At 61.4% G+C, this 13,342-nt stretch carries 8 protein-coding genes; 5 read left to right on the forward strand and 3 right to left on the reverse strand.

Annotation, left to right across the window (positions count from 1 at the left end; all coding sequences use genetic code 11):
* Window positions 1-169: 169 nt before the first annotated feature.
* From Pla111_RS02455 to Pla111_RS02475, 5 genes are all read left to right on the forward strand, one after another.
* Complete coding sequence (locus tag Pla111_RS02455; protein WP_146571013.1) at window positions 170-1,477, forward strand: efflux RND transporter periplasmic adaptor subunit; 1,308 nt, start codon at window positions 170-172, stop codon at window positions 1,475-1,477.
* A 72-nt stretch (window positions 1,478-1,549) separates the two neighbouring features.
* Window positions 1,550-4,909 (forward strand): efflux RND transporter permease subunit, encoded by a 3,360-nt coding sequence (locus tag Pla111_RS02460; RefSeq protein WP_146571015.1) that lies wholly within the window; start codon window positions 1,550-1,552, stop codon window positions 4,907-4,909.
* A 246-nt stretch (window positions 4,910-5,155) separates the two neighbouring features.
* Window positions 5,156-6,523: a methyl-accepting chemotaxis protein gene (locus Pla111_RS02465; RefSeq protein ID WP_197524684.1), complete on the forward strand. Its 1,368-nt coding sequence runs from the start codon at window positions 5,156-5,158 to the stop codon at window positions 6,521-6,523.
* Window positions 6,524-6,767: 244 nt separating this feature from the next.
* On the forward strand, window positions 6,768-7,367 hold the full coding sequence (locus Pla111_RS02470) for an HAD family hydrolase (RefSeq protein ID WP_146571019.1): 600 nt from the start codon (window positions 6,768-6,770) through the stop codon (window positions 7,365-7,367).
* Between the two features lie 237 nt (window positions 7,368-7,604).
* Window positions 7,605-9,671 (forward strand): HD domain-containing phosphohydrolase, encoded by a 2,067-nt coding sequence (locus tag Pla111_RS02475; RefSeq protein ID WP_197524685.1) that lies wholly within the window; start codon window positions 7,605-7,607, stop codon window positions 9,669-9,671.
* 17 nt (window positions 9,672-9,688) lie between these two features.
* Here Pla111_RS02475 and greA read toward each other — a convergent pair whose 3' ends face one another.
* The 3 genes from greA to Pla111_RS02490 form a co-directional block, all read right to left on the reverse strand.
* Complete coding sequence (greA, locus tag Pla111_RS02480) at window positions 9,689-10,168, reverse strand: transcription elongation factor GreA (RefSeq protein ID WP_146571023.1); 480 nt, start codon at window positions 10,166-10,168, stop codon at window positions 9,689-9,691.
* 331 nt (window positions 10,169-10,499) lie between these two features.
* Window positions 10,500-11,204 carry a zinc ribbon domain-containing protein gene (locus Pla111_RS02485; protein ID WP_146571025.1) on the reverse strand — a complete coding sequence of 235 codons (705 nt, stop codon included), beginning with the start codon at window positions 11,202-11,204 and terminating at the stop codon, window positions 10,500-10,502.
* A gap of 225 nt (window positions 11,205-11,429) precedes the next feature.
* Window positions 11,430-13,226: a sigma-70 family RNA polymerase sigma factor gene (locus Pla111_RS02490; protein WP_146571562.1), complete on the reverse strand. Its 1,797-nt coding sequence runs from the start codon at window positions 13,224-13,226 to the stop codon at window positions 11,430-11,432.
* Window positions 13,227-13,342 lie beyond the last annotated feature (116 nt).

Raw genomic sequence — 13,342 nt, forward strand, 5'->3', positions numbered from 1 at the left:
CCATACGACAGGAAATGATTACGCAGATAACGAGCTGCTCGGGGGGTTATTTAGCATTTCTCTGCTGGCAATATTCGGCGGGACGATGAAATCAGAGGTAGCCCCGCCGCTTGTATGCAAAGACCGATAACGATCTCTACGGACCTCCACGAGGCTAGCGGAACAAACGATGACACGATGGGCGTTGCGGCTCGGCCGCTACGGGTTTCTGACGGCGCTGACGGCGGTCGCTGCTTTCGTGATGTGGTGGGTCAGCCGGCCCAACACGGATCCAACGGCCCTCGACGCCGCTGCGGGCGTGCGGCAGCCTGCCGGAGTGGCTACGGCCCGGATGGCCGTTTACGTTGCGCCCATCCGGGCCGAGCTGTGCGACATCACGGTAAAGTACAGCGGCAAGATCCGTCCTTGGGAAACCTATTCGCTCGGGTTCGAGATTGGCGGACGTGTCGCACAGTTGGGCGAGAACGCCGAGGGCAAGCCGCTGGACGACGGTGACCCGGTCGAAGCGGGGCAGCTGCTCGCGCAGCTCGATGACCGGATCTTCCGCGCACGGTTGAGCGAAGCTGCTGCGAACCTCGAGTTGGCGGCTTCGGATCTGAAACGCAGCGAGCGGTTGCGTCAACTCAGCCCTGGCGCGTTAGCCGAGTCGGACTACCAGAACGATCTGACCCAGGCGACCCTCACCCGCGCCGCCCGCGAGATCGCGCTAAAGAACCTGGAAGACGCCACCCTCTATTCACCGGTTACCGGATCGATCTCGCGACGGATGGTCGAGTCGGGCGAGTCGGTCAACGCCCATGCGACCATCTTCGAAGTGGTTGAGAATGACCGTTTGCGGCTCGTGCTGAACGTCCCCGAGGCTCGGGTCCGCGAGCTCGAAGTGCGCCGCCGGAAAGTGCGTGACGCGATCGCTAGCGGTGCCACGGGCGAAGACGCCATCTTCCGTGCGCGCGTGCAGCTAGAAAGTCTGGATGTTTACGGCAGGCCCTGGCCGTCTATCGACGCGGAGGTCTACCGCATCGCCCAGCTCGCCGAGCCCGCGACCGGTCTGTTCGAGGTCGAGGTGTTTATTCCCAACGATGATGGCCTGCTCAGGCCCGGCATGGTTGCGACCGCGAATGTTGTCACCGATCGCGTTCTCGCGTATCGCGCTCCCGAGGCTGCGGTGATCTTCCGCGAGAGTAAGACTTATCTGTATTCAACCGATACAGTCGATGAGAGCCTCGACGTGATGTTCTGGGATATTGGTCAGGCAAGTGCCTATCGGGCCCGCCGTATTGAGCTGAGCGACTATATCGACCAGGGAGACACGATCGTGATCCCTGCCTCTACCGCCCACTTTGACAACGTGGTGCTCCGTGGCCAGCATCGCCTACGAGACGGACAACCCGTGCGGGTGGTTGCTCTGAATGGTGAAGAAGCCGCGCCGGATTCCCCGGCCGAAGTCGCCGAAACCAGCGCGTCGCGGTTGAACTGACGTGCGGTACAGTATTCGGTTTCGCGGTCCGCTGATTGTTGCCCTCCGTCTTAGCTCCCAGCATCTACTGCTATGAAGATCAGCAACGCCGCCATTGATCGCCCGCGGCTGGTCACCGTGATGACGCTGCTGGTGATGCTCTGCGCGCTTTACGCGGCGGTTTTCACGCCGGTGCAGCTGGGCCCGGCGATCACCAAGGCCGTGGTGCTTGTCGCGATTCCGTATCCGGACGCTCAGCCCTCCGAGGCTGAGAGCGAGATCGTTCGCAAAGTCGAAGACGCCCTGACCGAACTTCAGAGCGTGGACTTTATTGCCTCGACAAGCATGCGCGGGTCATCGGTCACGCAGATCGTGTTCCTCGACGGCGTCACGCCGGACGAAGGACGTCGCGAGGTAAAGGACCTGATCGACAGGATCCGCAACGAGCTGCCCGCGGGGCGCGAGGTTCAGCCGTACATCACGGATGTCGATTTCGAGAACATGCCGCTGATGCTCGTGACAATCACGCCTCCGGAGGGGTTCGACGAGCGGACACTCAAAACGATCGCGGAGGACGTTCAAGATCGGATCGAGACGGTCGATGGTGTGGCAAACACCCAGCTTTTCGGCGGCAAAGAGCGCGAGATTCAGGTTAACGTCAATCCCGACCTCGCCGAAGAGTACGGTGTTACGCTCGCGGCTTTGCGTCAATCGCTGGCTGCCTTTCACGCCGAGTTGCCAGCCGGTGCGTTCCGCACGGCTGAGTTCGACCGCCAGGTGCGTAACGAAACGAAGCTACGCGGCGTTGACGACATCGCCGAGGCGGTGGTTCGTAGCGACGACGGGCGTGTGGTGCGGGTCAAGGACGTGGCGGACGTGATCGACGGCTATCGGCGTGTGCTGAATATGGCCGAGTTCGATGGCCGTGCGGGGGCAACGCTGATCGTCAACAAAGAGGCCGGCGTGAATACGCTCGGTGCCGCACGGGCGGTCAAGGCGATGGTCGCCTCGCTCGATCAGCAGTATCCCGAGCTGCAATTCAACACCACCCGCGATTCGTCGGCCGAGATTTGGGTGATGTTTCGTGTGCTGGGATCGAGCGCCATCTTTGGCGCGATGCTGGTGCTCGTGATTCTTGCCTGGAGCATGGGGCTACGCATCTCGGTGCTCGTGTTGCTCGCGATCCCCTTCAGCATGGCGGTTGCGTTGGTGTTCCTGTTCTTCACGGGCGTGCCGGTCTCGAACATGGTGGTGTTCAGCTTCATCTTGGTTCTAGGCATGGTGGTCGATGGCGCCATCATTGTCGCCGAGAACATTCACCGCCACATCGAGCGTGGCGAAGAACCGATCGAAGCCGCCAAGGTTGGTATCGCGGAGGTGGGCATCCCGGTGATTGCGGCCGACCTCACCACCGTGGCCGCGTTCCTGCCGATGTTGCTCGTGCCGGGCATCATGGGCGACTTCATGAGCGTCATGCCGAAGGTCGTCAGCGTGGCGCTCATCGGCTCAATCGTTGTGGACCACTTCATCATTCCGACGCTCGCTGCGCGGTGGTATCGCAAGCGGCCCGTTCCGCCCGAGCTGGCTGCCAAGCCGGGCGGCGCTGCGCTGACACGGACCCGGCCCAAGCTCGACTTTTTCACACGTAGCTACGCCAAAGCCTTGCGGTTTTCGTTGGACAACCGCGGCTTTGTTCTGATTTGGGTGCTGCTGGCCTGCTGGGGCGCGAAGGCCTTAGTGGCGTATCTCGGATTCAATTTCTTTCCGGCGAGCGACCGCGGGCAGTTTATCGTCAAGTACGAGCTGCCGCTGGGTTACAGCGTGGACCAGACCCTCGCCGCTTCGCGCGTGATTGTCGAGCCCCTTGAACGCTGGCGCGACACCGGTGTGTTGCGCCACTATGTGACCTCGGTCGGTTCATCCGGCGCGTTGGCGATGCGGGTTGATGAAGATGCTGCTGCGGGGCCTGAGTTCGGCCAGGTGCAGGTTGAGCTTGGTCCGCCAATGGACCGGGCGGTAACGCAGTCGGAGGTGATCAACTACCTGCGCGAGAATATCCGCCCATTGCCCGGCATGAAGTTTACCGTTGAGGAAGTGGAGGATGGCCCTCCCGGTGGTGCCGAAGTCGCCGTCAGGTTGACCGGTAAAGACCTTGATCAGCTTGGTCAGATCGCCACCCGCATCACGGCGCGCCTCAGCGGCTTAAACGGGACGGTCGACGTGTCGACCGACTATCGTCCCGATAGCCCCGAGCTAGTGATCGAGCCCCGGTCGGACATTATCGGCCTGTTCGGCATGACCGATGTCCAGGTGGCGGAGGCGGTGCAGATTGCGATCGCCGGCGACAACCGAATCCAAATTACACTAGACGATGAAGACGTTGATCTGCGTATCCAGTTAGCGGAACAGTACCAGCGTAACCCGGCCGACCTGGGACGGCTGATGCTGACCAGCACGTCGGGCCAGAAAACAACGATCGGCTCGCTCGCTGAGTTGCGGCGTGAGACGGGCTTGTTCTCGATCAACCGCTACGATCGCAGCCGGGCCGTTGTCGCCAAGTGCAACGTTGATGATCCGGTCACGCCTTCCGACGTTTTTGAGGTGCTCGCGAAAGAAGTGCTGCCCGAGCTAGGGTTTGTCGGCGTACTGGGCGCTGAGAAAACCATCGAAGGTTTTAGCAAGAACTTTGTCGGCGAGACGGCGAGCCTTGCCGAAGGACTCCAGGCCGAGTTCACCGGCGAGAACGACGAGCGTGATAAGAACTTCGGCTACCTGCTGTGGAGCATGGTGATTGCCGTTGTGCTGATTGCCGCGATCTTAGTGGTGCAGTTCAATAGTTTTCGCCAGAGCATGATCGTCATGGGGGCTGTCCCGCTGTCGTTTATCGGAGTCGTACTCGGCATGTGGGCGACCGGTTTCCCGTTTAGCCTCGCCACCTTTATCGGCTTGGTAAGCCTTACCGGCATCGTGGTGAACGACGCGATCGTGCTGGTCGATTTTGCCAATCAGGCCCGCACCCGTGGCCTTTCGGTGAAAGAGGCGCTGATCGAGTCGGGCATCAATCGACTCCGGCCGGTGCTGCTGACGACGATCACCACCTGTGGCGGCCTGCTGCCGCTGCTGTTGAACGTTTCGGGGGGGGCCGAGTTCTGGCAGCCACTCACGGGGGCCGTGGTGTTTGGCCTCGCGTTCGCTACGTTGCTTACCTTGGTGGTCATCCCCTGCTGTTTCTTGGTGGCGTACAACGTTCCCAAGTGGATCTGGCTGGCCGGTGCTACGCTGATCGCCGTGCCCCTCGGTGTTGCGATCGGCGGGGCAAGCGGATACGGCCTGGCGGCGACGGTTCCGCTTGTGGCGACCTGTCTGCTGATCGGTGGGGCGATGGCCGCTCAAGAGCTGAACCGCGCTTGGAAGGCACAAGAGCCCGTGCTGTGGGATGCCGATCCGGCCTAAGCGTGCGGCTTAGCAGACATCCCCTTAGAACCGCGCTAATCGGCGTGACCGTGTCGACGGGTTGCGCTTGGTCAGGGGTTTGCCGTTAACACTTAGATGATTGCCGGCATGAGCGAGTGGGACGGCCTACCCTTGCTTGACCGTTTTGGACGGTTCCATCGTGTTGGAACGTCGCGACGGCAGGCCGCATGCCCCGGACCGATCTCCCGATTACAGCCAGCTAGCCCTCGTCCCCAACGCAACGCGATGACACTCACCACAACGCTTTCGACGCTCTACCGCAAACCCACTGCCAAGCAGTCCACCGCTGAGATTCAGTGCGAATCCCAAGCCGCTGAGATCGCCCTGCTGCGCGGTCGTCTCAACGCGATCAGCCGCTCCCAGGCGGTGATCGAGTTTGAGCTCGATGGCACGATCATCACCGCCAACGACAACTTTCTGAACGCTGTGGGCTACACGCTCGATGAGATTCAGGGCCGTCATCATCGGATCTTTGTTGATCCCGCCGAAGCGGCTCTGCCTTCTTACGCCAACTTCTGGCGTGATCTGGGTGCCGGGCAGTTCGATTCGGGAGAGTACCGCCGCATCACCAAGAACGGTGACGAGATCTGGATCCTGGCCTCTTACAATCCCGTTTATGACGACAACGGCAAGCCCGTGCGGGTGGTGAAGTTTGCAGCCGACATCACGGCTCGCAAGAATCAGTCGGCTGACTGGCAGCGGCAAGTTGTTGAAGCGATCAGCAAGTCGCAGGCGGTGATCGAGTTCCTGCCGGACGGCACGATCTTGACCGCCAACCCCAACTTCTTGTCGGCGGTTGGCTACGGAATTGAAGAGATCCGCGGCAAGCATCACCGCCTGTTCTGCGACAGCGCCTATACCGACTCGGATGAGTACCGCGACTTCTGGAAACGGTTGGCCTCTGGCCTGTATCAATCCGGTCAGTATCAACGCTTTGGCAAGGGAGGGCGTTCGATCTGGATCCAGGCCTCTTACAATCCGATCGTCGGACCCAACGGCAACGTGATCAAGGTTATCAAGTACGCCTCCGATATCACGGCCCAGATCGAGACCAACCAACAGGCAGCCGCAGTGGGCCAAACGGTTGCTTCGAGCGTGACCGAAATGGTTAGCACGATCGAGGAAATCGCCAAGAATGTCAGCCGTACCGCGACGCTTGCCCACGAGGCAAAGAGCATGGCGGAGTCGACCGGCAAAGAGGTACAGGGGCTCGACCAGGCCAGCCGCCGCATCGGCGAGGTCGTGTCGGTCATCCAAGAGCTAGCCGATCAGACCAATCTGCTTGCCCTGAATGCCACGATCGAGGCGGCACGGGCGGGTGAGTCGGGCCGCAGCTTTGCTGTGGTCGCGAGCGAGGTGAAAGAACTGGCGAATGCCACCGCCAAGGCGACCGAGAATATCGAGATCAGCGTTCGCGAAATCCAGCAGAGCATCGCCATTGTTGTGACCTCAACCGAGCAGATCACCGGCAGTGTTTCTGAAGTGAGCTCCAACACCAACACCGTGGCCGCGGCAATCGAAGAGCAGTCGGCCACGATGGCCGGACTCGGCAGAACGGCCGAAGAGCTTCAGGCGTTGACCATCTCGGCATAGGACCGCACGCGGGCTATTCATTGCGGATCGCGGCGAGCAGTCTGACGCGAAAGCGATAAGGGGGGCGACGGAACCGTTGGCTTGCCAACGGTTCCGTTTTTTATTTTCGTCCTCTCTGGGGCTTTGCTCCTGGTGGCAGCTCGGCGGAGGGGACCTCGGTCAATCGCGTTGGATTGGCTAAGCTGGTAGGGCCGTGCATCGCACGGATCGATCGGCAACCAGCTGCCCTCCTTAACAACGCTCGATGATCGCACTTCCCCCAGGCACACGTGGGCTCGTCTTTGATTGCGACGGCACGCTGATCGATTCGATGCCTCTGCACAAGCGGCTCTGGGCCGAGTGCCTGGCGCGGCACGGCGTGATCCTGCCCGAGGGGTTTGTCGATACCCATGCCGGAAAACCGACACGCGTAATTATCGACATTATTAACCGTGATCTTGTGCCGCTTGCGGCCGGTGCCGTTGCGATCGAATCCGCCGCATTTCAGCACGAGAAAGAGAGCCTCTACCTCGAGCGGATCGCCGAGGCATTGCCGATCGAGCCCGTGGTTGCCACCGCGCGTGAGCAACTCGGTCGGTTGCCCATGGCGGTCGTGTCCGGCGGATGCCGCATGAGCGTCGGCGGCTCGCTCCGGGCGTTGGGCATCGAGAGCTGGTTCTCGGTTGTGCTAACGTCGGATGACGCGATCGCTCCGAAGCCTGCGCCCGATCTTTTCTTGCAGGCGGCGGAGCAGCTGGGGATCGAACCCACAGCGTGCCATGCCTTTGAAGACGCCGATGCCGGAATCGCGGCCGCGCTAGCGGCCGGCATGACGGTGACCGATGTTCGGCTGCTTTACGAATAGCACGCCCGCTTGCTCACGTGCGCTTTGGTGAGATGAGTTGCTTCGCAGCGATCCGGTTAGGTTGGGCTGTGTCGATCATGGGGATTGTTGGCGGTCTACCGCATGGCCGCTTTGCTCGTTTTTGCGAGCGCGTTCCCGTAAGGCAGCGTATTTTTACGTATCAACACGCGCCCGTGACTCGTTTGCGTTCGGTTGATCAAGATTTTCTCCCGAATGCGTTGCAACTCGATATCGACCATGCCTGCAGCTTTTGGCTTTCCTGAAGCGATCCTGTTCGGCGCTTCGCTGCTCGTTTTTGTGATGCAGGCAGGCTTCTGCGCCTTAGAAGCGGGCGTGGTGCGTTCCAAGAACGCGATCCACGTCGCCGTTAAGAACCTGCTCGACCTGTTTGTCTCGGTAGGTATCTTCTGGGGCTTTGGGCTGGGAATCGCTTACGGAGCGACGTGCGGAGGGCTCTTTGGCGAGCCCGTGCTGATGCCCAACGATTGGGACGGCCCCGGAGGCCTGTCGTTTGTTTTCTACCAGCTCGCTTTTTGTGGCGCGGCCGCGACAATCGTTTCGGGGGCCGTTACCGAACGCATCCAGACCCGGGCTTACCTGGTTCTTACCATGGTGCTGGCCGCGGTGATCTACCCCGTAGCTGCCCATTGGGCCTGGGCGGGCGACGCCAGCGGCCCTGCCGGCTGGCTCGGGCGGATCGGCTTCATTGACTACTCCGGATCGACCATTATTCACGGCCTGGGCGCTTGGTGCGCGCTGGCCGTTCTGCTGCAACTGGGACCGCGTCGCGGTCGGTACGAAGCGGGCGGAGTCGAAAGCACCACGGGCGGCAATCTGATCTTTTCGGCCCTGGGTGTACTCGTGCTCTGGTTCGGATGGTTCGGCTTCAACGCGGGCAACGCCTTCTTAACCCCTGAGCTGATCCCCAAGATCGTGATCAACACGCTGCTGGCACCGGTTGCGGGTGGCGGAGTCGTGGTTCTTTGGCAGACGCTTTCGGGACGCGTCTTCCGTGTTCGTGAGATTATGACCGCCACGGTCGGTTCACTGGTTGCGGTAACCGCAAGCTGCCACTTGCTCGAACCGCGTGCCGCGTGTGTTATCGGAATCGTGGGGGCCGCGCTTGCGATCATCGCCGCCTACGCACTGGAACGCATGCGGATCGACGATCCGCTGGATGCGGTCGCAGCGCACGGCGTAGCGGGCGTGTGGGGAACCCTCGGCCTGTGCCTGCTGGTTCCGGCCGATGCGCTCACGATGACCCGTTGGGAGCAACTCGGCGTGCAATCGCTGGGGGTTCTTTCGGTGTTTGCTTTCAGCTTCTGTACGATGTCCGCGGCGACCGCGGCCTGGCGTGCTTGGCGCCCGCTGCGCGTGCCGGCGCACGCCGAGATCCAGGGTCTCAATATTGCTGAGCACGGTGCTCGCTCAGAGTTCTGGGACCTGGTTACCCGGGCCCGCGGTGCTGCCACGTGCCGCATCGGTGGTGGCACCCGCAACGGTTCCGACACCGACGACTTCAGCGAATTCGGCGTCCTTCGCGAAACCATCGAGGAACTGATCGAAGTCTCGGAAGCGAAAGCCGGTGCCCTCGAAACAAGAATCGAGCGTGCTCACGAGGAATCAGTAAAGATGCTGGTGGACTTGGCTGAGTGCCGCGACACCGAAACAGCCGCTCATATCCGCCGCATCCAGCTTTACTGCGACGTGCTCGCCGACGAGTTGCAAATCGCGACCCCGCACCATGCCTTGATTGTCGATACGGTGTTTCGCGATTCGTTGCGTCGTGCGAGCGTGTTGCACGATGTCGGCAAGGTTGGTATCCCCGATAGCGTTCTGCTGAAGCCGGGAAGATTCAATCCTGAAGAGCGGGCGGTCATGGAGACCCATACGGTGATTGGCGCGCAGATGCTGGCCCGCGCTATCAACCGTTTTGAGGAACCACCTCAGTACTTGACCATGGCCGAAGAGGTCGCCCGTAGCCATCACGAGCGCTTCGATGGTAAGGGCTACCCCGACCGGTTGGAGGGAGAACGGATCCCGCTTTCGGCACGGATCGTTGCCGTGGCGGACGTCTTCGATGCCCTGATCAGCAAGCGTGTCTACAAAGAGGCCTTCGCACCGATCGAGGCACGAGCGAGCGTTGTGGCGGGATCGGGGACACAGTTCGATCCCGAGGTGGTTGCTTGCTTCCTAGCCCGCTTCGATGAACTCGTCGCGATTCACGATCATCATCGTGAGCGGTTTGTCGATGAGCGGTCGGCGGGCGAGAAAAAACTAGCGCCGGTGATCGCCGGAGCTTGATCCGCCGGCCCTAGCGGCTACTCGTCGAAAACGATCTCGAGGATCTCGAACCGATTGACCCCCGCGGGAACCTGGATCTCTGCCTTGTCGCCAACCTTCTTGCCGACCAGGCCTTGAGCGAGGGGGCTCGTGACGTTGATCTTGCCCTCGTCAAAGTCTTCTTCTCCGGCTCCGACCAGGATGAATTCTTCGGTGTCACCGAAGTCGAGGTCCTTCACTTTGACGCGGCAGCCGAACACGACTTCGTCCTTTGGCAGCTTGGACATGTCCACGATGCTGGCCCGGCCAAGCTTGTCTTTGAGCAGGTTGATCTTGGCCTGAAGCATGCCCTGGCTTTCACGCGCCCCGTGATACTCGGCGTTCTCTTTCAGGTCTCCTTCGGCGCGGGCCTCCGCTAGCCGTGCGGTGACTTCCGGCATCTTGACGTTCTCGAGTTCGTCAAGCTCGGCACGCAGCTTGTCATAGCCAGTGCGCGTCATGGGGAGAATGTCGGACATAGCGAAAGCCGGTGTAGAAGACCGCAGGAGAGGGCGTGGAGGGTCGTAAGCGCTGCCTGAGCGGACAACGATCTTGCCAGGGAGCAAAAGCAAAAGCAGCAGGGCCCCGCGGGGGACCCTGCTTATGCACACTATTTTGCACTTTGCGCGGGTTGCGTAAAGAGAGGACCTGAACCGCCCGGACTACGGCAGGCCACTGCAAGACCGTGGATCAGGCCCCTGGCCACCAGTGTCCCTTTCCACACAGCCAATCGGCTCACCGTGGAGGGGCAAAAGCCTGGGGCTTAGCTTAGCCCACGGTGCGGGAATTCTGCCGCGGCATTCTGGCAGGTCACTCTGGCACGTACAGCAGCACGCCACACGACTTACAGAAAGTCGGTTTGCTCATGAGGAGCTCGCTGTGCATGTTGGCCGTGATCGAATGGCCGCAGCCCTGGCAGACGCCGTCTTCGCAGGGTGCGAGCGCCTCGGCCCCTTTGCCCTGCACAAGCCGACGGTAGTCGGACACAAAGTCGCCCGACAAGTCTTTTTCGGTTGCCACAAGATCGGCTTCGAGACGCGTAGCGTCCGCACGAGCGGACGCTACGCGTTCTTCTAGCTGCTTCTGAAAAGCTAAAAAGTCGTTCCGGCCTTTTTCCAGATGCGATTTTGCCCGGGTGGCCTCGCCGATCAGACCATCGATCCGTTCCAGCAGGTCGAGGGTTTCGTCTTCTAAGACGCTCGCCGCCATCTGGACGGCTGCGATTTGCTCTTTGAGCGTGTCGTACTCTTTGTTGCTGCTCGCCGAGTTGAGCTGGGTTCGCCAGTTCGAGAGCTTAGCCTCGTGCGACTTCACATCGAGCTGCTTGTTGTCGGCGGCTCGCCGGGCATCGGTAACCGCTTGCGTGGCGGCAGCTAGGTCAGCTTCTAGAGCGGTCACAGCAGCCTGACGCGCCGTAAGCTGACGCGGAGCCCGATCGATCTGCTCACGCAGGTCTGAGAGCTGGCTGTGCAGCCGGTGCAGCGCACGGAGCGTGGCGGCGGAAACAGTCGACATCAGGGGCCGGGCGGACAGACAAGCGATTTAGGGGGAATGTCTAAGGGTTATCGTTGTCCCCGCCCCCGCTGCCAACCCCCGGGCCTGCCGCGATGATCGGCCTATCACTGCCCAGCCGCCGAGAATATCCACCGGCATAGCAACGCAAAGGCCGCACGAAACAACCTTGTTTCGCGCGGCCCTGCGATAGGAAATTGATTTGACAACCCTCGGCGACAAACCGCATTAAGCGGCCCGCAGGCGATACTCTTCCACCTCGTTCTCACCGAGGTCCGCAAGGGGCAGCGTCAGCGGCTCTTCGCCTTTCGTCGCCGCTTCGGGGGGCAGCATGCCGCATTCCGCCATCTCTTCCAGCGTGGGCACAAAGCTGGACAGCATCTGGCTGCGGACCGGGTGCTGCAGCTTGGCGACCGCTTTGGCCTCGATCTGGCGAACCCGCTCGCGGGTCACCTTGAAGATCCGCCCCACTTCTTCGAGCGTGTAGCTGTAGCCGTCGGCTAAGCCGTAGCGAAGCCGAATGATCTCGCGCTCGCGGAAAGTAAGCGTGTTAAGCAGCTCCTCGATGCGCTCGCGGAGCAGGCCGTTGTTAGCCAGCTTGTGCGGGCTGTCGGTCGATTGGTCTTCGACAAACTCGCCAAACGAGCAATCGTCGCTATCGCCGACCGGACGATCCAGGCTCACCGGATGGCGACCGATATCGAGCACGCGCTCGGTTTCGTCTAGCGGCACGTCCGCTGCTAGCGAGATCTCTTCCGTCGTCGGCTCACGTCCAAGCTCTTGCTGGAGCGCCTTGGAGGTGTTCCGCAGCTTGGTGAGCACATCGATCATGTGCACCGGGATGCGGATCGTGCGGGCCTGATCGGCGATCGCACGGGTGATCGCCTGCCGGATCCACCACGTTGCGTAAGTGCTGAACTTAAACCCTCGGCGATACTCGTACTTGTCCACCGCTCGCATCAAGCCCGTGTTGCCCTCTTGGATCAGGTCCAAGAACGACAATCCCCGGTTGCGATACTTCTTCGCGATCGAGACCACGAGCCGCAGATTGCCGCTCGAGAGCTCGCGCTTGACATTCTCGAACTCGCGGTACTGCCGCTGCACTTCATCCGCCCGCCGACGCAGACTCGAGGGACTCTCCAGAACGCGTCGTGTGAGCTGCTTGAGCTCTTCGCGGACCGAGTGAATCTTGTCCGTCGGAGCGTCGCTCTGCTTCAGGTCGGTCAGCTCGGCACGGACCTCGTCGATCCGGTCGGCGTACTCGCCGAGTTCCTTGGCGAGCGGGCTCACACGCCGCATCCGCAGACTCAGCTCTTCGACCAGGGTCAGCATCTTTTCACGCCGCCGCAGGTAACGCGTGCGGGCATCGGCTTTTTCTTCGCTCGCTTCGCGACGATCCACCAGCTTCGCGTAGTCAGAGCGTTGCTGCTCCATCAGGTGACGCAGCGTTTTCAGATTGTGCGGCATCCGGGCCGACACGTGTGCCTTGGTCAGGCGTTCGGTCAGCGAAACCTTGATCGTGCGATCAAAGGGGAGCTCGCCCGAGTGGACCCGCTCCAATGTTTTGACGGTCGCCTCAAGCGCGTAGAACGAGCGGAGCAGGTTGCGGCGGAACCGCTTGCGTGTCAGTTCGATCTTCTTAGCCAGGTTGATCTCTTCCTCACGCGTCAGCAGCGGGATCTCTGCCATCTGCGAGAGATACATCCGGATCGGATCGCTGGATGAGGTCGGCATGCCGTCCCGCAGCAGCGGCGACATGTCGGCATCGGCCGAGATCGGTTCGACGGGCGAACGCTTGTTCGGGTCGTTGATCAACGGCACGCCGAGCCCTTCAACCGCGCGCATCAGGGCGTCGATCCGCTCCGTGCCGAACGTTTCGTCGGGCAGGTAGTCGTAGACCTGATCGTAGGTCAAAAATCCCTGTTGGCGTGCCAGCGCGGCGATGCGGCGGAGAGCAGTGTCCACGCCGCCGGGGATGCCACGCGGAGGATCGTCGTCGTGGGCCGTTGGGTTCGCAACGGTCATCCGCTCGGGTGCCGCGGCGGAGCTGTTCGTGGTGTCCGGCTGGGCCGGGGCTTCGGGGCTAAACAGCTTGAGGCTGGAATTCTCTTCGGCGATAGCAAGCGAAGGCATGGGTCGTC

The sequence above is a fragment of the Botrimarina hoheduenensis genome, from assembly GCF_007859815.1.
Classification (GTDB): Bacteria; Planctomycetota; Planctomycetia; order Pirellulales; family Lacipirellulaceae; genus Botrimarina; species Botrimarina hoheduenensis.

Coding starts and splice junctions, on each gene's coding strand:
- greA (WP_146571023.1), bottom strand. CDS start 10,168: ATGTCCGACATTCTCCCCATGACGCGCACTGGCTATGACAAGCTGCGT.
- Pla111_RS02460 (WP_146571015.1), top strand. CDS start 1,550: ATGAAGATCAGCAACGCCGCCATTGATCGCCCGCGGCTGGTCACCGTG.
- Pla111_RS02490 (WP_146571562.1), bottom strand. CDS start 13,226: ATGACCGTTGCGAACCCAACGGCCCACGACGACGATCCTCCGCGTGGC.
- Pla111_RS02465 (WP_197524684.1), top strand. CDS start 5,156: ATGACACTCACCACAACGCTTTCGACGCTCTACCGCAAACCCACTGCC.
- Pla111_RS02485 (WP_146571025.1), bottom strand. CDS start 11,204: ATGTCGACTGTTTCCGCCGCCACGCTCCGTGCGCTGCACCGGCTGCAC.
- Pla111_RS02475 (WP_197524685.1), top strand. CDS start 7,605: ATGCCTGCAGCTTTTGGCTTTCCTGAAGCGATCCTGTTCGGCGCTTCG.
- Pla111_RS02455 (WP_146571013.1), top strand. CDS start 170: ATGACACGATGGGCGTTGCGGCTCGGCCGCTACGGGTTTCTGACGGCG.
- Pla111_RS02470 (WP_146571019.1), top strand. CDS start 6,768: ATGATCGCACTTCCCCCAGGCACACGTGGGCTCGTCTTTGATTGCGAC.